Annotated in this window: 21 protein-coding genes, 1 tRNA gene and 1 other annotated feature; of the genes, 8 read left to right on the forward strand and 14 right to left on the reverse strand. The window is 61.8% G+C overall.

Annotated elements, in window-relative coordinates; translation table 11 throughout:
* Positions 1–211 precede the first annotated feature (211 nt).
* From ABWV23_RS17760 to ABWV23_RS17800, 9 genes are all read right to left on the reverse strand, one after another.
* Entirely contained in the window at positions 212–1,675 is a 1,464-nt protein-coding gene (locus ABWV23_RS17760; protein WP_353350137.1) for a PAS domain-containing sensor histidine kinase, read from the reverse strand.
* Between the two features lie 720 nt (positions 1,676–2,395).
* On the reverse strand, positions 2,396–3,001 hold the full coding sequence (locus ABWV23_RS17765) for a hypothetical protein (protein WP_353350139.1): 606 nt from the start codon (positions 2,999–3,001) through the stop codon (positions 2,396–2,398).
* Entirely contained in the window at positions 2,992–3,594 is a 603-nt protein-coding gene (locus ABWV23_RS17770; RefSeq protein ID WP_353350141.1) for a hypothetical protein, read from the reverse strand. The genes ABWV23_RS17765 and ABWV23_RS17770 overlap by 10 nt, the downstream gene beginning before the upstream one ends.
* A 91-nt stretch (positions 3,595–3,685) precedes the next feature.
* A complete protein-coding gene (locus ABWV23_RS17775) occupies positions 3,686–4,708 on the reverse strand; it encodes an MsnO8 family LLM class oxidoreductase (protein WP_353350143.1) in 1,023 nt (340 codons plus the stop codon).
* A gap of 71 nt (positions 4,709–4,779) precedes the next feature.
* Positions 4,780–6,321, reverse strand: coding sequence for an ABC transporter substrate-binding protein (locus ABWV23_RS17780; RefSeq protein ID WP_353350145.1), 1,542 nt, complete (start codon positions 6,319–6,321; stop codon positions 4,780–4,782).
* 4 nt (positions 6,322–6,325) lie between these two features.
* Positions 6,326–7,111: an ABC transporter permease gene (locus ABWV23_RS17785; protein ID WP_353350147.1), complete on the reverse strand. Its 786-nt coding sequence runs from the start codon at positions 7,109–7,111 to the stop codon at positions 6,326–6,328.
* An 89-nt stretch (positions 7,112–7,200) separates the two neighbouring features.
* Entirely contained in the window at positions 7,201–8,142 is a 942-nt protein-coding gene (locus ABWV23_RS17790) for an ABC transporter permease (protein ID WP_353350149.1), read from the reverse strand.
* Between the two features lie 239 nt (positions 8,143–8,381).
* Positions 8,382–8,630 carry a hypothetical protein gene (locus tag ABWV23_RS17795; protein ID WP_353350151.1) on the reverse strand — a complete coding sequence of 83 codons (249 nt, stop codon included), beginning with the start codon at positions 8,628–8,630 and terminating at the stop codon, positions 8,382–8,384.
* Complete coding sequence (locus tag ABWV23_RS17800) at positions 8,627–9,088, reverse strand: CobW family GTP-binding protein (RefSeq protein ID WP_353350153.1); 462 nt, start codon at positions 9,086–9,088, stop codon at positions 8,627–8,629. Before ABWV23_RS17800 ends, ABWV23_RS17795 begins: the two co-directional genes overlap by 4 nt.
* Before the next feature lie 91 nt (positions 9,089–9,179).
* Here ABWV23_RS17800 and hisI point away from each other — a divergent pair, with 91 nt between their 5' ends.
* Positions 9,180–9,653 (forward strand): phosphoribosyl-AMP cyclohydrolase, encoded by a 474-nt coding sequence (gene hisI / locus ABWV23_RS17805; protein WP_353350155.1) that lies wholly within the window; start codon positions 9,180–9,182, stop codon positions 9,651–9,653.
* A 10-nt stretch (positions 9,654–9,663) separates the two neighbouring features.
* Positions 9,664–10,350: a bifunctional diaminohydroxyphosphoribosylaminopyrimidine deaminase/5-amino-6-(5-phosphoribosylamino)uracil reductase RibD gene (gene ribD, locus ABWV23_RS17810; RefSeq protein ID WP_353350157.1), complete on the forward strand. Its 687-nt coding sequence runs from the start codon at positions 9,664–9,666 to the stop codon at positions 10,348–10,350.
* A 259-nt stretch (positions 10,351–10,609) separates the two neighbouring features.
* Here the strand turns inward: ribD and ABWV23_RS17815 are convergent.
* Positions 10,610–11,838 (reverse strand): IS3 family transposase gene (locus ABWV23_RS17815; RefSeq protein WP_353350159.1). Its coding sequence is split into 2 segments (ribosomal slippage): positions 10,610–11,550 and positions 11,550–11,838, totalling 1,230 coding nucleotides; the frame shifts between segments, so codons are not numbered across the junction.
* Positions 11,441–11,557 (reverse strand) — a sequence feature (AL1L pseudoknot). Its footprint overlaps the gene before it by 117 nt.
* A gap of 261 nt (positions 11,839–12,099) precedes the next feature.
* Here ABWV23_RS17815 and ABWV23_RS17820 point away from each other — a divergent pair.
* Entirely contained in the window at positions 12,100–12,291 is a 192-nt protein-coding gene (locus ABWV23_RS17820; RefSeq protein WP_353350161.1) for a hypothetical protein, read from the forward strand.
* A 265-nt stretch (positions 12,292–12,556) separates the two neighbouring features.
* Here ABWV23_RS17820 and ABWV23_RS17825 read toward each other — a convergent pair whose 3' ends face one another.
* Entirely contained in the window at positions 12,557–13,132 is a 576-nt protein-coding gene (locus ABWV23_RS17825; RefSeq protein ID WP_353350163.1) for a DNA-binding protein, read from the reverse strand.
* A gap of 57 nt (positions 13,133–13,189) precedes the next feature.
* Here ABWV23_RS17825 and ABWV23_RS17830 point away from each other — a divergent pair, with 57 nt between their 5' ends.
* Positions 13,190–13,393: a hypothetical protein gene (locus tag ABWV23_RS17830; RefSeq protein ID WP_353350165.1), complete on the forward strand. Its 204-nt coding sequence runs from the start codon at positions 13,190–13,192 to the stop codon at positions 13,391–13,393.
* A gap of 47 nt (positions 13,394–13,440) precedes the next feature.
* On the opposite strand, the gene ABWV23_RS17835 is transcribed toward ABWV23_RS17830, so the two are convergent.
* The 3 genes from ABWV23_RS17835 to ABWV23_RS17845 all read right to left on the reverse strand — a co-directional run bounded on the left by ABWV23_RS17835 (position 13,441) and on the right by ABWV23_RS17845 (position 16,962).
* Entirely contained in the window at positions 13,441–16,020 is a 2,580-nt protein-coding gene (locus tag ABWV23_RS17835; protein WP_353350167.1) for a tyrosine-type recombinase/integrase, read from the reverse strand.
* Positions 16,021–16,312: 292 nt separating this feature from the next.
* Positions 16,313–16,387 (reverse strand) — tRNA-Gln (locus ABWV23_RS17840).
* 95 nt (positions 16,388–16,482) lie between these two features.
* The gene (locus ABWV23_RS17845; protein WP_353350354.1) at positions 16,483–16,962 is read right to left on the reverse strand and encodes an SH3 domain-containing protein; all 480 of its coding nucleotides are present in this window, start codon (positions 16,960–16,962) and stop codon (positions 16,483–16,485) included.
* Between the two features lie 177 nt (positions 16,963–17,139).
* Here ABWV23_RS17845 and ABWV23_RS17850 point away from each other — a divergent pair, with 177 nt between their 5' ends.
* The 4 genes from ABWV23_RS17850 (at position 17,140) to ABWV23_RS17865 (ending at position 22,052) form a co-directional block, all read left to right on the forward strand.
* On the forward strand, positions 17,140–18,126 hold the full coding sequence (locus ABWV23_RS17850; protein WP_353350169.1) for a 2-hydroxyacid dehydrogenase: 987 nt from the start codon (positions 17,140–17,142) through the stop codon (positions 18,124–18,126).
* Between the two features lie 4 nt (positions 18,127–18,130).
* On the forward strand, positions 18,131–18,673 hold the full coding sequence (thpR, locus tag ABWV23_RS17855; RefSeq protein WP_353350171.1) for an RNA 2',3'-cyclic phosphodiesterase: 543 nt from the start codon (positions 18,131–18,133) through the stop codon (positions 18,671–18,673).
* Between the two features lie 125 nt (positions 18,674–18,798).
* Complete coding sequence (gene ggt, locus ABWV23_RS17860) at positions 18,799–20,580, forward strand: gamma-glutamyltransferase (RefSeq protein WP_353350174.1); 1,782 nt, start codon at positions 18,799–18,801, stop codon at positions 20,578–20,580.
* Between the two features lie 74 nt (positions 20,581–20,654).
* The gene (locus tag ABWV23_RS17865; protein ID WP_353350176.1) at positions 20,655–22,052 is read left to right on the forward strand and encodes an FAD-binding oxidoreductase; all 1,398 of its coding nucleotides are present in this window, start codon (positions 20,655–20,657) and stop codon (positions 22,050–22,052) included.
* Positions 22,053–22,149: the final 97 nt, after the last annotated feature.

Here is a 22,149-nt window from a genome sequence, read left to right on the forward strand (position 1 = left end):
CATGGAATTGGAGCACTGAACACCGCAACGCCGCTGCTGCTTAGCCCGCGGTGCCAATCGGGCGGTTACGTTGTGCCCGCGTTAAAAATTCTTAATCAAGACTGTGGCATGGGCGACGTGGCCGCCCGAAAGCCGACGGTCTTGGTGGCCCCATACCGCCAGAGAGCCAGGCGCAGCGACCGCTGCGGTTATGGCACCGAGGGGTAACTTCTCAGTCGGTGTCGAGGGGGAGGCAGAACCAAAAAAGCGAACCCTTTCCTGGCACACTTTCAAATTCAATGGTTCCGTCATGCTCATCGACAATGGCTTTTGAGATGGAAAGCCCCAACCCCGTGCCCCCAGAGCGCCGCCGGTCCGATGAATCCGCCAAGAAGAACCGGTCAAAGAGCTTTAGTTCCATTTCCTCAGGGACCCCCATGCCGTAGTCCTTGACCGCTACCTTGGCGTATCTCCCTTCCTGCGCGAGCGTCACCTCGACCGGCTCGGCATCGCCGGAAAACTTAAGAGCGTTGGAGAGCAGGTTGACGACAACCTGCGCCAACCGATCGCTGTCACCCCTAACGGGGACCGGAGTTTGTGGGGGTGCGAAAACGACCCGCTTTCGCTCTTGCGGAGATTGCTCAAGAAGATCCTCCACCGCAGCCGCGACCACGGCCGCGAGGTCGGTTTTCCCGATTTTGGAGATCTTCTGACCGGCATCCTTCAGCTGTACAGTCAAGAGATCGTTTATCAGCGTTTCCAGTTTCTGACTACTCTTTAACGCGAGATCCAGCAAACGTCTGTCCTGATCGATGGTTCCTTGCCTTTCTTCCGATTGAAGCAGGTCCAACGCACCCTTCAAGGCGGTAAGCGGGGTTCTCAATTCGTGATTCATGATCCCGAGGAAGTTCGCTTTCGCGATTTCCGCCTGCTTCCGGAGAGTGATATCCCGGATTACGGCCACGAACCTGTTTCTTCCCTGCTCGGGCTCGATCAATTGGAGTTTCACTTCGCCCGGAAATTTCGTCCCGTCTACACTCGGCAGCTCCATCTCGCATTCCAAAGCCTTTTTCTCACCTGACATGAGTGGGCGAACTGCCCCGGTGAAACCAGCCTCTGTCGCCCCCTCTAATAGGTCCAGAGGAGTGCATTGGCGAAGCTCCCCTTGATTGAGACCCAGCCGCTCTTGAGCTCTGCGGTTCACATAAAAGAACTTGAGCGTATCAGCCCAGAACATGTAGACTTCCCGACTGACCATATCCAAAGTCGATTGCTGTGCGCGCAAGGTTTCGGCCGATTTTTCTTCGGTGATGTCCGTTCGTATCGAGAGGTACTCGAATGGTTTCCCAAACTGGTTCAGCCGCGGTGCGATCGTGGCCTTGACCCAGTAAGGGTCGCCGTTCTTGTTCAGGTTCTTGATTTCACCTGTCCAGGTTCCCCGGTTCGCAATTGTTCGCCACATGTAATGATAGAAGTCTTGATCGTGCTCACTTGACTTCAACATGCGATGGTTCTGGCCGATCAACTCTTCTCTGGAATAACCACTAATCTCGACAAACTTGTCGTTTACGTAGGTAATCCGCCCTTTGACATCCGCGATACTGACGATCGCATGAGAGTTGAGAACCCTCCCAAAGAAGGTTCCTTCAAGTAGGTCCTCAAGATCACCCTCGACAGGATAGTTTGCGCCGACCAAGTACGCTGGAAACGAAGCACCCCCTGTCGAGATGCCCGGAAACCGTCCTCTATACAACTGCCCTTCCCCGTACAAAATTTTTTACAGTACACTTATCAATAATTTGATCACTAATTCAAACTTGAGAAATAGAGCGTGTCAAGACGTTTTGACTACCGCAATCGCCGGCCACGCTGCGTGAGACGAAAGCTCCGCCCGTTGAGCGATTGCTCAACCTGGGTCGATCGGAATAAACACCAGCCAGGGCTGCGAAGGCGATGGCTGAATACCTAACGACGCGGCAAAGACCATCGAAGAAATACCATCACAACGCGAGAGCAAAACTTGTGAGCAAGGGTGTTTTCGTCACCTTCGATGACCTGTCCGACTAAGCCAACTGTTGAAGCGCACAGGGTCAAAATTGTGATGCGCATTATTCACTGAGACTCGATTCGATCAAATCATGCCGGATAGCGATGTATATCACTTGAAACTCCTTATGGTGCCCAATCTGTCTGGCCACCAACACGCTATGAGTGACCAGCTGGACCTGTCGCGGTTTGATGCCGCTCCTTTGATAGCATTTATTGCAACAAAGGACAGGTGGATGCCAGTTTCCACACCACTTTCCGGGACACTACCTGGAATGACTTCGTTATGGAAAGGAGACACCATATCTCTGGCCTGAAACGATGCCCCCGGCGAAAATAATTTCATACGTTTTTTTCAGTCTCGGCGATCTCATTCCTGAAGCCAAACCTTCAGGTTTGGCAGAAACCGATCAAGGAACCGCGTTGTCGCCGGCATAAAATGGCTGCCATGGTGATAGATCGGGTCGAGCGAGGTAACAACCATCCTGCCCGGTGTGCTGACCTCGTCCAAGTAAAGTATTGCGCGCCCTTCGCTGTCGGTCGCCAGCACGTCGGTGCCCTCGGGCGGGTCAAAATGGCCGTGCAGGTGCCAGGTAATCTCGGGCTTGCCGATGTCACGCATCAGTGGGTGGTCCGACGCGATGACGCGGTTGCCCAAATCGGCCCCGGGCTCCAACCACCACCACCAGTTGGTGGGGCGTTCGTGAAAGGTGACATGGGGCAGCCACAGTTCGGAATGGCTCTCCCCCATCGCGGCGACCGTACCGCCTTTGGCGAGATGTTGAGAAATCACATCCTTTTGCGCGATCATCCGCTGGGCCGGCGTGCGACAGGGCACGAAGAGGCAATCACCGGGTGTCAGCACCCCGGCCAGCGCCTCGGGCGCGATCACATGATCGAAGAACCGGGCGTAACGTGGCGCCTCCAGCGCCTCGATCTGGTAGTAGGTCCCGGAGCAAGGGGCAATCAGTCGCATAGGCAGGCCCCTCCCGCGGCCCAGTCGAGGATGCGGGTTTGCAGCAGCGCCGCAAGGCCCCATTCCAGCCCCATCTGGCCAAGGTCGTTGCCCGCGTGGGAAAACACGCGCCCGCCCCTCGGGCGACACCAAACCCAATCTACCGGCACGGTTCCGCCGCGCAGGCCGGTCACGGCAATGGCCCCAGGGGGCATCGGGTTGGCGCCTCGTCCATAGAAGCCGGCAACCCCCTTGTTGGTTTCAAGTTTGCCGATTTCGATCCCGTCGAAGATCGGATGCGGCGCAAGGCGGGTCTGATCAAAATCGGGCCGTTTGGGCATGGCCATCGGTTCGAAAGGGGCCAGCCCGTCGATCAAAGGCCGGACGACATGACCATTGAAGAACCAACGGCCACCACGGTCGAGAAATGCTTCGATCGCCGGACGCAAAGCCAGCAACGCATTCTGGTCCAGAGGCCGGCCAGTCACCAGCCCGCCAGCCTGCTCCAGATGTGTGACAGAAAGCTCGGCCTGTGAGATGATCCAGGTGGCAGCATGGGCGGCCACCGTCGGGGGAGGACCGTCCAAGTCCGATTGCAGCCAGATCACGCGCATCCTGCTTCCTTTCCGGAAGAGGCGACCAACCTCACCCCGCCGCCGTTTGTATTTCTTCTCTCGCTGATCCGTTGTTGTGCCACAGGTTGCATCACCGGCCCCCGAACTGCTTTGCGATCAAGCTGCAGGTTTGCAAACGCTGCGCATGCACGGGGACAAAGTCTTGGATCATCACTTCGCCCACGCCTGTGATCCTTGCCATCCGGTCGAGCGTGTCGGCCACGCGCGCGGCATCGCCAACCACGTAATCCGGCCATGCCCCCCCCGGTTCTGGCGGCCCTTCGGCAGGGACAACTCCTCCCCATTGGCGGATCGCCTCCTCGGGTGTAGGCAGGCGCTCGATGAAGCGCCCTTCGCCGCGACGCAGCCTCATCATCAGGCGCATCGGCATCGCCTGGCGTTCGGCTTGTTCCCGGGTTTCCGCAACAGCCACCCGCACCGCCAGGATCGCCTTTGGCTCGGCGATGCCGGCGCGATGCGAGGCGGGGCGGAAATATTGGAAGTAAGCCTGCAACGCGGCCTCGGCCTCTTGCGGGGCGATGAAGGCGCCGAAGGCGAGACACAGCCCGTTCTCGGCGGCGTGGCGCGCCGAGCGTATGCTGGCGCAAAGGACCCAGGGTGAAGGGCCCGGCGGCAATTCCGGCAGGATCGCCAACCCGTTCAGCCGCGCATCAGCTTGCGGTTCCTTGCCGAGCCAGCGCACAAGCTCATCGAGATCAGCATCGCGATCAATTTGGTTTGCGGCCTCCCTGTCACGCATTAGCGCCAGGTCTGCTGCGGCACCGCTGGAGGCCCGCCCGACTCCAAGGTCGAGCCGCTCGGGGTGAAGGGCCAACAGGGTGCGGAAATTCAACGCAACCTTGTAGGGGCTGTGATGGTTCAGAAGGATGCCACCAGCCCCGACCCGTATGTTCTGCGTTTCTGCCAACAGCGACGGAATCAAGTGCTCGGGCGCGGTCGCCGGTTCCGAAGGCACGCCGTGATGTTCGGTCAGCCAATAGCGGTGGAAGCCGAGCCGATCGGCATGCCGGGCAAGCTCGATCCCGTTGCGGATCGCGTCGAGCCCGGTTTCACCGAGGCAGATGGGAAGAGCATCGAGGATCGACAGCTTCATTTCGGTCTTTCCCTAATTTTATCGATGCCCAGGGCTTGTGCGGCCCCGGACACCATGATCATGCGGCCAGATCAGTCCGTCCAATGGACGTTCTTGAAGTCGTAGAAGAACCCCGACGGATGGATACGATAGCCCTGCAACCTCTTGTTGGCCGCAGCGAGGTACATCTTGTGCACCAAGGGCACGATCGGAACATCCTCCACGATGATTTCCAGCGCCTGACTATAGGTTGCGTCGCGCGCATCACCCTCGGGCAGGCTCCGGCCCTTTTCCAGCAACGCATCCAGCGCTGGGTTGCCATAACCGTTGTAGTCCAGGTTACTCGACGAATGCAGGTGGGGCATCAGGTGCAGGTCGGGATGGCCGGTCATCTCCGGCGTCCAGAAAACGATGGCGCCATCGAACTTACTTTGCTTGGTGCGATCGACCAGCGCGCCCCAGGTCTCCATGTTCAGGGTCGCCTGGATTCCGGCCTCGGCAAGCAAGGCGACCACTGCTTCGGTGATGGCAGGCATCTCGGTACGGCTGGCATAGGAAACCAGATCGAGGACCAGCGGCTTTCCGTCTTTCCTCCACTGGCCATCGGTCTTGCTGTAACCGGCCTGTTCAAGAAGCGCTGCCGCGGCTTCGGGATCGACCTCGCGCGGTTTCTCCTCGGGGAACCCACCCAATTCGGGTGAGAAGAAGGTTTCGCCCGGGTAGCCGGCCCCGTCCAGAGCGAAGTCGGTGATCAGGCTGCGGTCAATGAGCCGGTCCACCGCCCGACGCACGCGCACGTCCGAAAGCGGGCTGTTGTCACGCGTGTTCATGACCATGTAATAAAGGCCGGCGGCAGGTGCGCGATAGACGGCCTGTTTGCCTTCCGCCTCCAACCGCTTGGCTTCGGCGGGGGGCGGGTTGTCAACCAAGTCGATCTCCCCCGCTTCGAGCGCGATCACACGGACATTGTGATCGGGAATATAGCGTAGGCGAATTGTACGAATGGCCGGCTTTTCCCCCCAATATTCGTCGAAGCGTTCCACGTCTGTATGGGATTTCTCCACGTAGTCCTTGAGCATGTATGGCCCGGTCCCCACCGGCTTGACGAAGGCTCCGTCCGGCCCGAAGGAAGATGGCGCGTAAATTCCGGTGAAGGCATCGGTCAGCTGGTTGGGCAGCCCATAGAACGGGACCTTGGTCACGATCCTCAGATGGATTTCGTCAATCGCCTCCATCCGGTCGATGGCCAGCAGACCCGACGCGTAGGGCAGCAACTCCATCACGTGGGCCAGCGAATTTTTCACCACCTCGGCGGTCAGCTTCTCGCCGTCGTGGAAAACCACCCCTTCGCGCAGGGTGAAGACCCATTCGGTCGGGCTTTCCTGGGTCCAGTCCGTCGCCAGCCCCGGTTTCAAGGACATGTCGTAGTCGAGCTTGACCAGGGTATCGAGGATTTCGACCTCGTTGAACAAGCGACCGCGCCGCGCGGTCATCTTGTAGGGCAGCGCTTCCCACATGGTGCCAACCACGAGCGTCTGGTTGTCGACGGCTTGGGCAGATGCCGGACTTACAACCGCGGCGGTGGCCAGCGCGCCGGCCACCAGACCAGCCCGCAAGGTCTTTAAAAGCTTCATGATTTCAGATTCTCCTTTTTCTGGAAGAGGGCGTGCGGAAAGGACCTGCCAACGGATCGCGATCCGACAAGGTGTCAGCAAAGCGGTTGAACATCAGGACCAATCCGAAAACAGCGAGACCCGGAAGAATCATCAGGTGCGGAGAAGAGCGCATGTGATCACGGGATTCAGCCACCATCAGACCGAATTCCGGTGATCCCGGCTCGGCTCCGAGGCCAATGAAAGACAGACCCGCGAAGGTCAGGATCGTAACCGCCAGCGAATGCGAGGCCAGCACCAGAAGCGCACCGGTCATGGCAGGCACCAGGTGGGTCATCGCCAGACGGAGCGGCGGTACTCCGAGCGCCTGCGCCGCCAACACATAGGTTCGGCTCATCTCGGCGGCCAGGGCGCTACGCACCACCCGAGCGTAATCGGCCCAGTGCAGCAGCACCAGTGCGGTGACAATGGAATAGAGGCCGACGCCGAAGATGCTGCTCGCCACCAGAGCGACCGCTATCAATGGCAGTGACAACACGCCGTCAACAAACCGCATCATCATCGATGACAACGGACGCGACACCATCGCGGCAACAAAACCGTACGCGGTGCCGATCAAGCTCGACAGTCCGACGGTGACGAAGGCGGCCACCGGCGTGACGGTGAACGCGGCCATAAGACGCGACAGGATATCCCGCCCCATCGCGTCGGTGCCCAGAGGGTGATCAAGGCTCAGCGGAAGCAGACGGTTTCGCAAATTGCGTAGCTGGGGGTCATGAGGCGCAATATCGTCTCCGAACAGAACCAGCACGAGGACAGCAACGAAAAGCCACGGCCCCGGTCGCCGCAACAACCACCACCCGCGTCGGTCCCATCTCGTCGGCTCGTGGGGCACTCGGATCATAGTACCGCCTCTGCGCGCGGATCGACCAGAACGATCAGGATGTCACTAAGAAGCCCGAGGAGGATATAAACCCCGGCGGCGGTCATAAGAGAGGCTTGCATAGCCGGCAGGTCGCGCCCCATGACAGCCTCGGCGATATAGGAACCGAGACCTGGCCAGCCGAACACTGTTTCGATCACGATCAGAGAGTCGATCATCCGCGCCGCCTGAAGCCCGAACAAGGCGATGAGCGCTGGCAGCGCAAAGGGCAATGCATGACCCAAAAAGACTTGTGCAGGCGAAAGCCCCTTCATCCGTGCGGTTTGCAGATGCGGGAGTTGCAGCGTCTGACGCACCCTGTCGCGAACAAAGCGGATACAAAGCCCACTGCTAACCAGCGCTGCGACCACGGACGGCATCACGATATGAGCGGGCGTTCCGTAGCCGGCGACAGGCAACCAGCCCAGATGCAATGAAAAGACCAGCAGCAACACCAACGCCAGCCAGAACCCCGGTGTGGCAAGCATCAGCGAGGTCCACCAACGCACGATCCGATCAAAGCGGGCCTGCGGTCGCAAGGCCGTGGCAAACCCAAGCCCGAGCGATAGGACCAACGTCAGCGCCAAGGACGCCGAGGCGAGCTGCAGCGTCTGACCCAGCCGATGAGCGATTTCTTCTGCAACCGGCTGGCCGGTCCGCAACGAGGTTCCAAGATCCCCGGACATTGCCCGCGTGACGAAGGTCAGGAACTGCTCGGGATAAGGGCGGTCGAACCCGTGGGCGCGGCGAAAAACCTCGACCATTTCTTCGGTCGGCTGCGCACCGCCCATCTCATCAGAAAGCAGCCTCAGCGCGGGATCGCCGGGGATGAGATGGAAAAGCGAAAATGAGATTACCGCGACCGCAACCAGCAGGAAGACAGAGAACAAAATCCGCAGAATGAGGCGGCGCAGGATCATGCCGCCCCCCCCTGCCATTGCCACCCAGCTGATGCAGGATACGGCGTTGAGCCGAGAAGATACCAGTCCAGCATAGGATGCCCAATCGTCCGAGTTCGCGCAATTTTGGAATTTATGCTGGCTGCGAAGCTGGCGATTCAGGTTATCTGACTGTTTCTATCGAGAATAAACATATTGCTGTCAAGCCGATACTCAGACTTGCCCGACCCCGGACATCTCTATGGGCTGCTCTTGATCCATCAACCCGGCAACCGGCGTTGCTCCAGTGTCTCGTCATCGCCGTCCGATTTCATCACGTCTGCGATCAGATGTTCGACCATCTCGTCGAAATACCCCGTGAGCTCCCGATGCAGGGTACGGAACTCCTCGGCCACCGTCCGCTCGAAGCGCGACTGCCGCACCCGGACCATCACCGTCGTGCGCCGTTGCCGGGGATAACGGTAGGGGCGAATGCCGTTCTTGCGGCACAACGCCACGAAGATCCTCACAGACCAGACATCCGGCAGGGAATATTGCAGTTCGATTTCAGGCCCGTTGCCGCGTCAGCCAGCGTCACGACACCATCGAGCCGGAATGCCTGCGCAATCTGATGATCCGTCGCCAGGGTGTGGACGATCGGACCCGGATCGGCGATGCCGCTGGTTTCAATCACGACCCGGTCAAAATCCACCTTTCCGGCGGTACGTTTTGCGATCAAGGCCGCAAGCGTCTTGGCCAGATCCCCCAGTATCGCACAGCACAGGCACCCCGATTGCAGCAATACGGTTTCTTCGGTCGCCTCCTCGATCAGGTCGTGATCAAGACCCACATCACCGAATTCATTCATGATGACGGCAATCCGCCCGGCCTCCGGATCGCGGATCAGGTGGTTGAGAAGCGTTGTCTTCCCGGCCCCGAGGAACCCCGTCAACAAGGTGACCGGAACGCGTGTGTCCTCCAATGCCATTGCGGGGCTCGCCCCTTAACCATGTATCTGCTTTTAGCCCGTTTTGTTATGATATAACACAGCAGACCGCAAGAGCCTCAAAAGGACCGAGATGACACAATTGAAATTTCAATCCCGCAAGACCCTGGAACAGGTCGAAGAAAGCACTGACCTCGCCCCCAGATTCGGCGACGATGGTCTGCTGCCCTGCATCACCACCGATGCCGCCACAGGCGAGGTGCTGATGCTCGGCTGGATGAACGCGGAAGCCTTCCGCCTGACCCTCGAATCCGGTGAGGCCCATTACTTCAGCCGCGCACGGCAGGTGCTGTGGCACAAGGGCGCGACCTCTGGCTTGGTTCAAAAGGTGGTCGAAGCGCGCGTCGACGACGATCAGGATGCGCTGTGGCTGTGCGTCGATGTCACCGGGTCCGGGGCGTCTTGCCACGTTGGCTACCGCTCCTGCTTCTACCGGGCGGTTCCGTTTGGCGCACAGGCCGGCGGCCCGCTGACCTTCCTCGAAGAGCACAAGACATTCGACCCCGTGGCGGTGTATGGCGATGCGCCGAACCCAACCCAACTCTGACCTCGCTTGGATGCAGCGCGCCCTTGCGCTGGCCAAGGACGCGCGCGGCCATGTCTGGCCCAATCCACCGGTGGGCTGCGTGCTGGTCAAGGAGGGCGCGGTTCTGGCAGAGGCTGCCACCCAGCCCGGCGGCCGCCCCCACGCAGAGCGGGCCGCGATCGAACAGGCCACGGCAAGGAGCGGGATCAGCACCAAAGGCGCGACCCTCTACGTGACGCTGGAACCTTGCTGCCACTGGGGCAAGACCCCGCCCTGCACGGATGCGATCATCGCGTCAGGTGTGCGCCGCGTCGTTTGCGCAGTTCGGGATCCGGATCCAAGGGTGAACGGCGGCGGCTTCGAGCGGCTACAAGACGCCGGGATCGAGGTCTCGGTCGGACTTTGCGCGCAGGAGGCAACGCAGGTGATGTCAGGCTTCTTCCATCGCATCCGAACAGGCCGACCCGAGCTGTTGGTTCTGGAGCACACAACCGCGACCGTCCCCGATGGCGCAGACGCTTTGCTGTCAACAATCGACGGCGCCCTATCGTTGCGGACCAGGACGTCACAGAGCGTGAAAACGACGCCGATCTCCGAAGGCACAGCGTTTGGCCTCCTGGTCGGACTGGCCGACATCGGCCTGACCACCGTCGCAGTCTCCGCACGGGATCCGGTCGCCGAGGCATTGCTGCTCAAAGAAAGCACGGAGTTGGATTAAAGGCAGTATGACAGAATGCAAGCCGCACAGGCTCTCTGGCACACACAGCACATCAAGCGACTGGTCCGGGCGCACCTTGGCAGCGGCGCAGCCTGCCTTGTCTCGGTGCGTGAGACGATTTGCACCGCCCCGGGCTGCGCAGGACCGGCGACCGAGGTGCGCATAACAAGCCTGAGTTTCCGCGAAACCCGTCTCATCATCCACAAGCCCGCTGCCAAAGTGAACCGCCCCGGGTTTGCCGGAGGCTGATTGCAGTTAGTTACGCGGCTCGTTCCTCAGTTTCCATAGCCGCATAGAAATTGGCCTCTGCTTCTGCCGGCGGAATGTTCCCGATAGGCTCAAGCAGACGGCGGTTGTTAAACCAGTCCACCCATTCGAGTGTTGCGTATTCCACTGCCTCGAAGTTGCGCCAAGGGCCGCGGCGGTGAATGACCTCGGCCTTGAACAAGCCGTTGATCGTCTCGGCCAGGGCATTGTCGTAACTGTCTCCGACGCTGCCGACAGAGGGCTCGATACCAGCTTCTCCCAACCGCTCTGTGTACTTGATCGACAGGTATTGGCTGCCGCGGTCGGAGTGGTGAACAAGCCCCATCGCCTTTGTCGGCCGCCGCTCGTGAACAGCCTGCTCCAGAGCATCGAGAACGAACCCGGCATGCGCCGAGGTGCTGACACGCCAACCAACGATCTTGCGGGCATAGGCATCGATAACGAAGGCGACATAGGTGAACCCCTTCCAGGTGGCAACATAGGTGAAATCGCTGACCCAGAGCATGTTGGGCGCGGGCACACGGAACTGCCGGTTCACCTTGTCCAGCGGGCATGGCGCCTTCTTGTCGGGCACCGTGGTCTTGTGCGGCTTGCCCCGGATAATGCCTTGAATACCCATGCTCTTCATCAGCCGGGCAACCGTGCAGCGGGCAACAGTGAAACCCTCCCGCTGCAATTGCCGCCAGACCTTCCGCACGCCATAGACCCGCCAGTTCTCTTCGAAAACACGCAGGATCTCGGGCCGCAATGCCTGGTCACGCCGGGCACGGTCCGACAACCGGGCCGGATCAGCCCGCTTCGCCAGGTGCTCATAATAGGTGGAAGGGGCAATCGGCAGGACAGTGCAGATCGGCTCGACCCCATGCTCACCGCGATGCATGTCGATAAATGACACCATCACTTCGACCGTCGGTCGAGCTCCGCCATCGCAAAATACGCGGAGGCTTTGCGGAGAATCTCGTTCGCCTGACGCAGCTCGCGGTTCTCCCGCTCCAGCGCCTTCATCTTGTCGGCCACATCTGTCGGGACGCCCGCCCGCTTGCCGCTGTCGACTTCTGCCTTCTTGACCCACTCATTCAACGTGTGCGCGGAACAGCCGATCTTCGCGGAGATCGACATGATCGCCTGCCAGCGGGAACTGTGCTGGCCCTGGTTGTCCAGCACCAGCCGCACCGCACGCTCGCGGACCTCAGGAGAATATTTGTTTGTTGTCTTGCTCATTGTGGCTTCATCCTACTCAGGAGTTGAAGCCTCCGGCAAACCCGGGGCGGTTCAGACGTCGGGAAGATGTCTGTTGTGTAAAGGTCGAGTCGGGGCAAGAGCTGGAGGCCCTCGGGCGCGTCTCGCGTGAACAGTGAACACGGTCTTCTCGAACCTCTCTACGCGGAACGAGACAAGTGACTCCTCACTTCGGCGACCTCATAGGCGCTACCGTAAAGACCGAGCGTCACATTCCTGTAGAGAATCTACTGTTAGGTGGTCATGGTCGGATCCCGCTTCGCAACGAACTCAGCACTCACCTCCCACCCAGAGGTCAAAGCTGCCATTGCAGAAGAACATCCGGACGGCGGCAAAGTCCGCTTCCTGACCTTCACCCCTGCTCGGATGCTGCAAGATGCACGAACGACCGGTCTCGTGAAGCTGCGCTGCGGCGACGGCACGACCGGTGAATGACCGGAAAGGGCCGAAAGGCGCCATTCAAGCACGACAAGCGCGGCTACCGTCGACACAACCAATAGAGATCATGTTTGTTCCCATGAAGCGTCAACGGCTGTGAAAAAATGGAGGCTATTGGTCGGCGTAACATTGGGCCAATCTGGGGCTGCGCGTAGTGGGTGCAAACGGCAGTAACGGCCCGCCAGCCGCGCTCTCCGCATAGCTGGCGGTTGACTGGCCGCTTTGGCCGCAAACCAAAACCACGTGAACAGTCCTGGATGGACTACCCAGCTCTTTCGTTCGCCTTGAAATTGTTGAAAAACAATGGTGTCAGAATGGCATCGCGCTCCTCGAGTTTGGCGTTCGCGATCTCAATATCCCGTTCACGCTGTCCCAAGAGGCCCTCCAGCTTGGTCGCGCGAAGTTCGGCTTCATGCGCGATTTTCTGAGCCGCTCCCAGATCCCGTTCGAGTTTCTCGTTTTCGGCCTCAAGGTTGAACAGTGCAGCCTCACGTTCTTCAACCTCTGCCTCCTTGCGCGCGATTTCCTCGGCAAAGCTCTTCCGTGCCGCTACGTTGTGCTCATCCGCAACGCGGTGGGCCTGAACCCATGCGGTTTCAAAGATTTCACGTACCTCGTCAGGCATTTCCGGTGTCGCCTCAGCCTGCCGGCGATCTTCTGCCCGGCGCTCACGCACGATGCGTACAGCCGGACAGAGCTTGGTGTAGGAACCACCAATCTCGCCGCGAATGGCCTCAACCGTGGGTTTTCGGCCGGCCTTCTCAAGCGTATCAAAGGCCTTCTCAACCTTTTTCAAGAGAGCCGTCGGCGTGTTTGCAGGTTTTGAGGTCGCGGGCATGATATTATCCTTCCCGATAGTGGTAATGGGTAGTAGCGGTATTACTTTCACTACTGCGTGGCGGAGATCGCTACTGACGAAATTGGCCCATCCTTCCGCGCGCGGAAGAAAAATTTCGCTCCGCACTTCGCAAAAACCAAAAGCGCCGCCCGGGACATCATTGAAGCAACGTTGTCAACAGCGTTGGGAGATGAACTGCGGCACAGCCGCATCAAACAGTTCCCAAGTGGCGCAGCTGGGCCACGATGGAATAATGGCTAAGCTACACCGCTCAGCGAGACGCCATTCAAAACAGCAACAACCTCTGATCAATACACTTCCGGCTGCCGAAGCCTCTTGGGATGGTGAATCTCCACGACGGTTTCTTTCCGACCCGCGCGCACCTCAGAAGCCGGGACAGGCGCTACATCACCGGCAGCGAGTAGAGCCTCGTTCATTCTGAGCCTCGCGTCTTTTGGCAAAGTTCCGAGTATCCTTTGGACTCGGCTCTCATCCTCGGCGTGAACGAGAATCCGTTTGCGCATATCGAAGCATGTGGCTGTCTTCAAACGTGAAGCGTTCAGGTCCTCTGCCGTCTGTAACAGCAGATCATACCTCCTCGGTTGCTTTGCATCTGTCGACACGCCTTGTGCGATATCAAGATACTTTTTCCCGGACAGGACTTTCTCGCCGACAACCAGACCGGGGCGAGGTTGCCCGTCGCCCCGCTGAGCGCCGCGCAAAGGGAACACGCAAAGAACTGTTTGGCCCACCGATGTACCAACTTCTTCCGGCAACCTTGCGGCTTGTGGTCTCACCGAGGGCGCGTCAGGTGCGAGGTCACCCGACAGGCCTTCTTCCTGACGCTCCACAGCCGCAAATGGATCCGAGATCACCGGACGTCGAACCTTGGCCGTCACATTTTTCTGGTCCTCGTCAGCGAAGATCAGCAAGTGTTGAAAGGCGCGCATGGCTTCTTCGCTGGCGGGCAAGGCCAAATCGTAGGCCATTTCCAAATCGACCAGTTGCGTTGCGCATTCCTGCGCGCTTCTCGATGGCGCATCGGTAAGGCTGCTCTTCGCTTGCAGATTCGCACCGTCCAAGCGTGCCTCGAACAGGATTTCTCCGGTATCGCTGTCAGCAACACGTACGCCCGCGATCTGCGCATCGTCCTGCAACTCGATATCAACCGCAGCAGTTGGCAACAGGAGGGCCGAGCATCCCGTGATGAGCGGAAAGCCGACCCCCTTTTCACGCCCGACCTTGATGCCGTAATCGACACGATCGAGCATGTCTTTCAACTCCAACAAACCGTCATCGGAGTAGTGACGATCGACTGTCGTCCCCTCGAGATGCCCCAGAATGCGTTGACGCACGCCCGTATCTACGCCCGCGTGCAAGAGCTTCGAGGCAAGCGTGCGCCGCATCGCGTACACATCCTCGTGCGGGCACTCGATCTTCAGGGTTCGGAAGATATTGCGCAGCCGCCCGCCGAAAATCTGGGATTTCTTGTCGTGTGATTTGTCTTCCGGAATCTCCGGAAACGCCCAGATTTTCTTTTGCCTGATCTGGAAGCGAACCCATTGCAGGAACCCCAGATCCAGCAGAAGCTGAGGGATGGGAATAGAGCGCCGGGACTGCTCGTTCTTCAACAAGGAATACGTGTCCGCGACCTCGATACAATAGACGCCGTTCCGGCGCACAACAGCTGTCAAAGGCAACTGCAGGATTTCCTCCGGCCGGACCCCCATTGTGATCATGATCAAAGGCACCCAGTAGAGCGCATCCCTGACGATGACCCGCTTGCGCCCGCGCGCCCGGCGTCCCCGCTGTTTTTCCGAACTTGCCCCTCGATAAATCGGCGAAAGCAACAGCTTCGCAATATGCTCGATCGACCAGGAACGGCGCCGTTTCGGACGGGAAACGCGCCGGGGCAGACCGCATGAGGTTTTCGCGTTCTTGTGCCACTTGGCGATCGCGTCTTTCAACTGCTTGTGCGACGGCACGATCCGCTCGTCATCGTCGAGGTCGCGACCAACACGGCGGTTTCCGAGTGCGGCCGCGACGATCCTCTGGAACATGTCCCTCTGAACGATGAGATAGCCGTCAGTAAGGCGCGGGGTCAGGTCGTCGACAAGGCGCCGCCGCTTGTCGGGACGGGAAAGACTGTCATCCGCCAGAACCGCCTCGATGATAGCGGCGTCCCGCTCATCGGCGAGGATGCGCTCTTCACTCGGTCGCAGATCCCGCCCCTCCTGGTTGAACCGGTTCTTGCCGTGGCTTTTTCCCCAGTGCTTCGGCATCCACCAAAGAAACTCGAGGAATTCCTCAACTCGACCGTAGGTCAGCGTCGTCATCGCGATATCGCCGAAATGATCAAGCGCCAAGACGCCGACGGTTCGGATCTTGACCTCAACCGAGGCCGGGGCGGCATCCGCGGCTTTCTCGACAGCCTCCGACAGCCTCATCGGTGGCCTCAACGCGTCCCTACGGGGGAGCAGATCATGCTGGGCGAGAAGATCGCGCCCGAGGTGCAGCGGATCGTCGCAAGTCTCCTCAACCTCGGCCTCCAGTTCCAGGAGCCGCAGACGTGTCAGCAAGAGCTGCCGGGCAATAGCCGGTTGTGAAAGGTCCTGCGCCTGGATCTCGAACCCTGCGACACAAGGGGCCGCGACGGCGGGTGCGGTGGACCAGTCGCGCTGGCGCAAGGCGAGTTTTATCTCCCTGAGTTCCGCCTCGATGGCCGGCAGGCGCTCGGTGTCCAGTGTCGAGGCCACAGGTGCCTCGAGATCTTCCATCATCTTCTGCACAGCGCTGCGCACCATCTCGCGCAGCAGCGATCGAGTCGTTTCGGCACAGACTGGCCGGTCGGCAAGACAAGCGATCAATTCCCGTTCTCCCTCTTCCACAGCCGCACGCAGTCTGCAGGACCGCGCGGCGGCGACGGAGAGAACGTCGGTACGAAGAGAAACAGACAGAAACGCGGGCGCGCCCAGTTTTTTCAGTCTCTCCGGCCAACGCCGCCGAAATTGGAAGATTTGGTTTCTTCGGACGAGGTGCAGCCCCCATTTCCTGCGGGCATCACGCCGGCCACACCCCCGGGAATGTGAAGCAGTTTGTGAAGCACCGCGATGTGCAGACGGGAGGCTGGCCGCTTGATCACGGCTATCCCATTGGGAAGTATGCATTTTTTCAGGATCATGGCTGGGGTGGTAGGATTCGAACCTACGATACACGGTACCAAAAACCGCTGCCTTACCACTTGGCTACACCCCAACGGTGAGCGGCTAATTACTCGGCTTGTCCGGGCTGTTCAAGGGCCATCTGGCAAAAAAATCGGCCCGAATGCGTGTTTCTCGACTCAGGCCGATTCAGTCGCGGATTTCATCCGGGGAAACGCCCCAGAGATGCGCCTTGCGCGCCCAGCCGCGATAGCCTCCGGCCGAGATGCGGCACCAGTCGGGGGTGCAGTCGCCAAGGCGCGCGACCACGCCGAGTTCGAATCGCGCGGCCAGCGGCGCAGCGTCGTCCGGGCGGGTGTGAATCGGCAGCAGGTCCATCTCGACCAGCACCGTGCGCACCCCCGACAGCAGCGCGTAATGCACCCAGCCGCCAGCGCCGTCGCGGTCCTGCACACGTCGCCAGTGGCCATGCTCGGCGGTCACCTGCAACGGCATGTCACGGCGCTTGAAGACCCAGTCGATCCGGTGGGTCAGAGACGGGCCGCGTCGCACGTTGCCCTCGCTGGCCTTCAGCGACACGAAACGCGGCAGCGGAAGGTTCGTCACCGGACCGCGCGCGCCGGTTTGCTGCGCCAGGCCGGCGCCGGCCAGCAGCACCACGAGAACCATCGCCACGGCATGGCGTATCAGCTGATTGAATACACTCACAGACGGTCTGCCCGTTCTCTCTGGTCGCCTCATCACGGAAAGCCTGCGTCAATTGCGCATGGGGTTCTTGTGCCCCGACGGTTCCTGCGCCACGATGCCACGGAACAGGCCGGTTTGAAAAGCATCGGAGGAGCATAAGTGCCAAGAGAACGGTTGAGTGTTGTCGTCACGCGACGGTTGCCGGGGGCGGTGGAAACCCGGTTGAGCGAGTTGTTCGACGTGCGCCTGCGCGAGGATGATACGCCGATGACCCGCGCCGAACTGGTCGAGGCCGTGAAAACAGCCGATGTGCTGGTGCCCACGCTGACCGACAACATCGACGCGGGCCTGATCGCCCAGGCCAGCGATAAGCTCAAGCTCATCGCCAACTACGGCGCCGGGGTGGATCACATCGACGTGGCCACCGCGCGCCAGCGCGGGGTCCTGGTGTCGAACACCCCCGGGGTGGTCACCGACGATACCGCCGACATGACCATCGCGCTGATCCTCGCGGTGACCCGCCGGATCCCCGAGGGGCTGGCGCTGATGCAAAAGGGCGACTGGGGCGGCTGGGCCCCGACCGCGATGCTGGGCGGCCGGATCGGCGGCCGGCGGCTGGGCATTCTCGGCATGGGCCGGATCGGCCAGGCTGTGGCCCGGCGCGCTGCCGCCTTCGGCATGCAGGTGCATTACCACAACCGTCGCCGCCTGCGCCCCGAGATCGAAGAGGCGCATGAGGCCACCTATTGGGACAGCCTCGACCAGATGGTGGCCCGGATGGACGTGATCTCGATCAACTGCCCGTCGACGCCCAGCACCTTTCACCTGATGAACGCGCGCCGTCTCAAGCTGATGAAGCCCAGCGCGGTGATCGTGAACACCTCGCGTGGCGAGGTGATCGACGAGAACGCGCTGACCCGGATGATCCGCGCGGGAGAGATCGCCGGTGCCGGGCTCGACGTGTACGAACAGGGCGCCAAGGCGAATCCGCGCCTGCGCGAACTGCCCAACGTCGTGTTGCTGCCGCACATGGGCTCGGCCACGGTCGAGGGGCGGATGGAGATGGGTGAAAAGGTCATCATCAACATCAAGACCTTCGAGGATGGCCATCGCCCGCCCGACCAGGTGGTACCGGCAATGCTGTGAGGCCATGCGCGCCTTCATCGCCATCGACCTGCCCGAGGAGGTGACGGCGGCGCTGGTGCGGCTTCAATCCCTGCTGCCCGCGGGGCGGCCGGTGGCCGAGGAGAACCTGCACCTGACCCTGGCCTTTCTGGGCGATCAGTCAGAGGCCGTACTGGCGGCACTGCATTTTGAACTGGAAACGATCCGGGTGCAGCCCTTTGCGTTGGGGTTCTCCGGGCTCGGGGTGTTCGGCGGTGACCGGCCGCGCATCCTGTTTGCCGATGTGGGGACCGAACCCGCGCTTGCCGATCTGCATCGTCGGGTGACCGGGGCGCTGCACCGGGCCGGGGTCGCGGTACAGCGTGCCCGGTTCCACCCGCATGTAACGCTGGCCCGCTTCGGTAGCCGGGCCACGCCCGGGACCGCCGCCCGCCTGCACCGGTTCCTGTCCGATCACGGCGATACCCCCCTGCCCTCTTTCCCGGTGACGGGTTTCGGCCTCTACGAATCCACCCTGCATCCCTCCGGCGCGCGGTATAACCTGTTGGCGCGCTACCCGTTGGGATAAACGCCGGCGCGCCCCGAGGAGGGGCCACCGAAATGGAAGGGCGCGCATTTCCCGACAACCACGCCGCGATTGCCAGACCGCCCCGATCCGCTACAGTTCCCGCATCCATCCGAAGGGAGAACCCCATGCGCCGTTTCGTGATCGCCTGTGCCGCCAGCCTCGCCCTTGCCACGCCGGGAACCGCCCAGCAGGCCGCCGATGCCGTCGCGCCGGAGACCGCGACCGAGGGCGTGTTCGCCCCGGCCTCCCCCGCCGTGGCAGCGGCACTGGCCGCGAAACGCGAGGGGCGGCCGGTGATGGCCCGGGACTGGATGATCGCGGCAGCCAACCCGCATGCGGCCGAGGCCGGGGCGGCGATCCTGGCCGATGGTGGCAGCGCCGCCGATGCCATGGTCGCCGCGCAGGCCGTGCTGGGGCTGGTTGAGCCGCAAAGCTCGGGCCTTGGCGGCGGCGCCTTCCTGGTCTGGTACGACGCGGCGAGCGGAAAGTTGACAACGTTGGACGGGCGCGAAACCGCCCCCCTCGCCGCCACGCCGACCCTGTTCCAGGACAACACCGGCGAACCGCTGGGGTTCTACGACGCGGTGGTTGGCGGGCGGTCCGTCGGCACGCCGGGCACACCGGCGCTCATGGCCGAGGCGCACCGCCGATGGGGGCGCAGCGCCTGGTCGACGCTGTTCGACGGCGCCATCGCCCTGGCCGAGGGCGGCTTTTCCGTCTCGCCCCGGCTGGCCGGGCTGGTGACCCGGGACGCCGACCGCTTGGCACGGTTCCCGGCCACCGCGGCCTATTTCCTGCCCGGCGGCCAACCGGTGACTGCGGGGCAGGCTCTGACGAACCCCGCCTATGCCGACACGCTGCGCCAGCTGGCCTCCAAGGGGGCCGAGGCCTTTTATTCCGGCCCCATCGCCACCGACATCGCTCGTACGGTGCAGAGCGCCGCGGGCAATCCCGGCGTGCTGTCGCAGGTGGATCTGTCGCTCTACCAGGTGCGCGAACGCCCGCCCGCCTGCGTTTCCTACCGCGCGCATGAGGTCTGCGGCATGGGGCCGCCATCCTCTGGCGCACTCACCGTCGGCCAGATCCTCGGCATGCTGGACACCCGCCCCCTGCCCGGCCCGCAGGATCCCGAGGCCTGGCGGCTGATCGGTGATGCCTCGCGCCTCGCCTTTGCCGACCGGGGCCGCTACATGGCCGACGCCGATTTCGTGCCGATGCCGACAAAGGGGCTGATTGACCCGGCCTACCTTGCCGCGCGCGCCGAACTGCTCCGGGGCGATGACGCGCTGCCCGAGGTGGCGCCGGGCAAACCCGAGTTCGACCACGCGCGGAACTGGGCCGATGACGAGGCGATCGAGTTTCCCTCGACATCGCATATCACCATCGTCGACCGGTTCGGCAACGTGCTGTCGATGACGACGACGATCGAGAACGCCTTCGGGTCGCGGCTGATGGTGCGAGGATTCCTGCTGAACAACGAGTTGACCGATTTCTCCTTTCGCAGCCACCGCGACGGCGTGCCCATTGCCAACCGGGTCGAGCCGGGCAAGCGGCCGCGCTCCTCGATGGCGCCGACCATCGTGATGGAGGACGGCCGCCCCGTCCTCGCCCTCGGCTCCCCGGGTGGCAGCCGGATCATCGGCTATGTTGCCCAGGCCTTGATCGCCTGGCTGGATTGGGGATTAGACGTGCAGCAGGTGGTGTCGCAGCCCCATGCGGTCAACCGCTTCGGCACCTATGACCTCGAGGCCGGCACACCCGCCGAGGCGCTTCAGGCCCCGCTGCAGGCGCTGGGATACGAGGTGACCCTGAGGGATCTGAACTCCGGCCTGCATGCCATCGAGATCGGCGAGACCCTGCGCGGTGGCGCCGATCCGCGCCGCGAGGGGATCGCGTTGGGGCGCTGAAACACACGCTCCTTGCCCCCGGCCCGCAGATCGGGCAATTTCCCCGGCATATTCCCCAATCTAGGAGCCTACCAATGGTCCAGGCCACAGCCCTGCCGCGCAACGAAACCGGAATCGAAACCGTTGTGGGCATCCTGAAACAGCGCCTCGGGGACCGATGCCAGACCGGGGCGGCGATCCGTGAACAGCACGGCCACACCACCACCTATATCCAGAACCAGTCCCCCGATGCCGTGGTGTTCCCGCACAGCACCGAGGAGGTCTCGGAGATCGTCAAGACCTGCGCCGCGCACAAGGTGCCGGTGATCCCCTTTGGCACCGGCACCTCGCTGGAGGGGCATGTGAACGCCCCCGCCGGCGGCATCTCGGTCGACCTGATGCAGATGAACAAGATCCTCGCCGTGCATCCCGGCGATCTCGACTGCGTGGTACAGCCCGGCGTCACCCGCGAGGATCTGAACACCCACCTGCGCGACCAGGGCCTGTTCTTTCCCATCGACCCGGGCGCCAACGCCAGCCTCGGCGGCATGGCCTCGACCCGGGCCTCGGGCACCAACGCGGTGCGCTATGGCACCATGAAGGACAACGTCCTCGCGCTCGAGGTGGTGATGCCCGACGGCGGGGTGATCCGCACCGCCCAGCGCGCCAAGAAAAGCTCGGCCGGCTATGACCTTACCCGCCTGATGGTCGGCGCCGAGGGCACCCTTGGCCTGATCACCGAGGTCACCCTGCGCCTGCAGGGCATCCCCGAGGCGATCTCCTCGGCGCGCTGCTCCTTCCCCAGTGTCGACGCCGCCTGCCAAGCGGTGATCATGACCATCCAGTACGGCATCCCCGTTGCCCGGATGGAGCTTCTGGACGCGCTGAGCGTGGGCGCCGCCAACACCTATTCCAAGCTGGACCTCCCGGAAACGCCGCTGCTGCTGCTGGAGTTCCACGGCTCGGAAACCGGTGTGGTCGAACAAGCCGAAACCTTCCAGGGGATCGCCGAGGAGTTCGGCGGCAGCGGCTTTGCCGCCACCACCAGCACCGAGGAACGCAACAAGCTGTGGCAGGCGCGCCATGACATGTACTGGGCCAGCCACGGGTTGCGCCCTGGCGCCAAGGGGCTGTCGACGGATGTCTGTGTTCCGATCTCGAAACTGGCCGAATGCGTCGGCGCCGCGGCGGCCAAGGCCGAGGAGCTGGGCCTGATCTCGCCCATCGTCGGGCATGTGGGCGACGGCAATTTCCATTGCCTGCCGCTGATCGACATGGATAACCCTGAGGAGATCGAGAAGGCCGAGGAATTCGTCGGCTGGCTGAACGACCTGGCGATCTCGATGGACGGCACCTGCACCGGTGAACATGGCATCGGCCAGGGCAAGCGGCCCTATCTGGAAAAGGAATTGGGTGCGGCCACGCGCTACATGGCCGCGATCAAGTCGGCGCTTGATCCCGACAACATCATGAACCCGGGCAAGATCATCTGACCGGGGCGAGGTCATCTGACAGGGGCGGGACGCGCCCCTGGCGCGTGGCCTCCGGCGGGAGGATTTGAAAAGAGAAGAAGGGGCGGCGCGGCCGCCC

The organism is Aquicoccus sp. SU-CL01552 (assembly GCF_040365005.1).
In the GTDB taxonomy this organism is placed as follows: Bacteria; Pseudomonadota; Alphaproteobacteria; order Rhodobacterales; family Rhodobacteraceae; genus Antarcticimicrobium.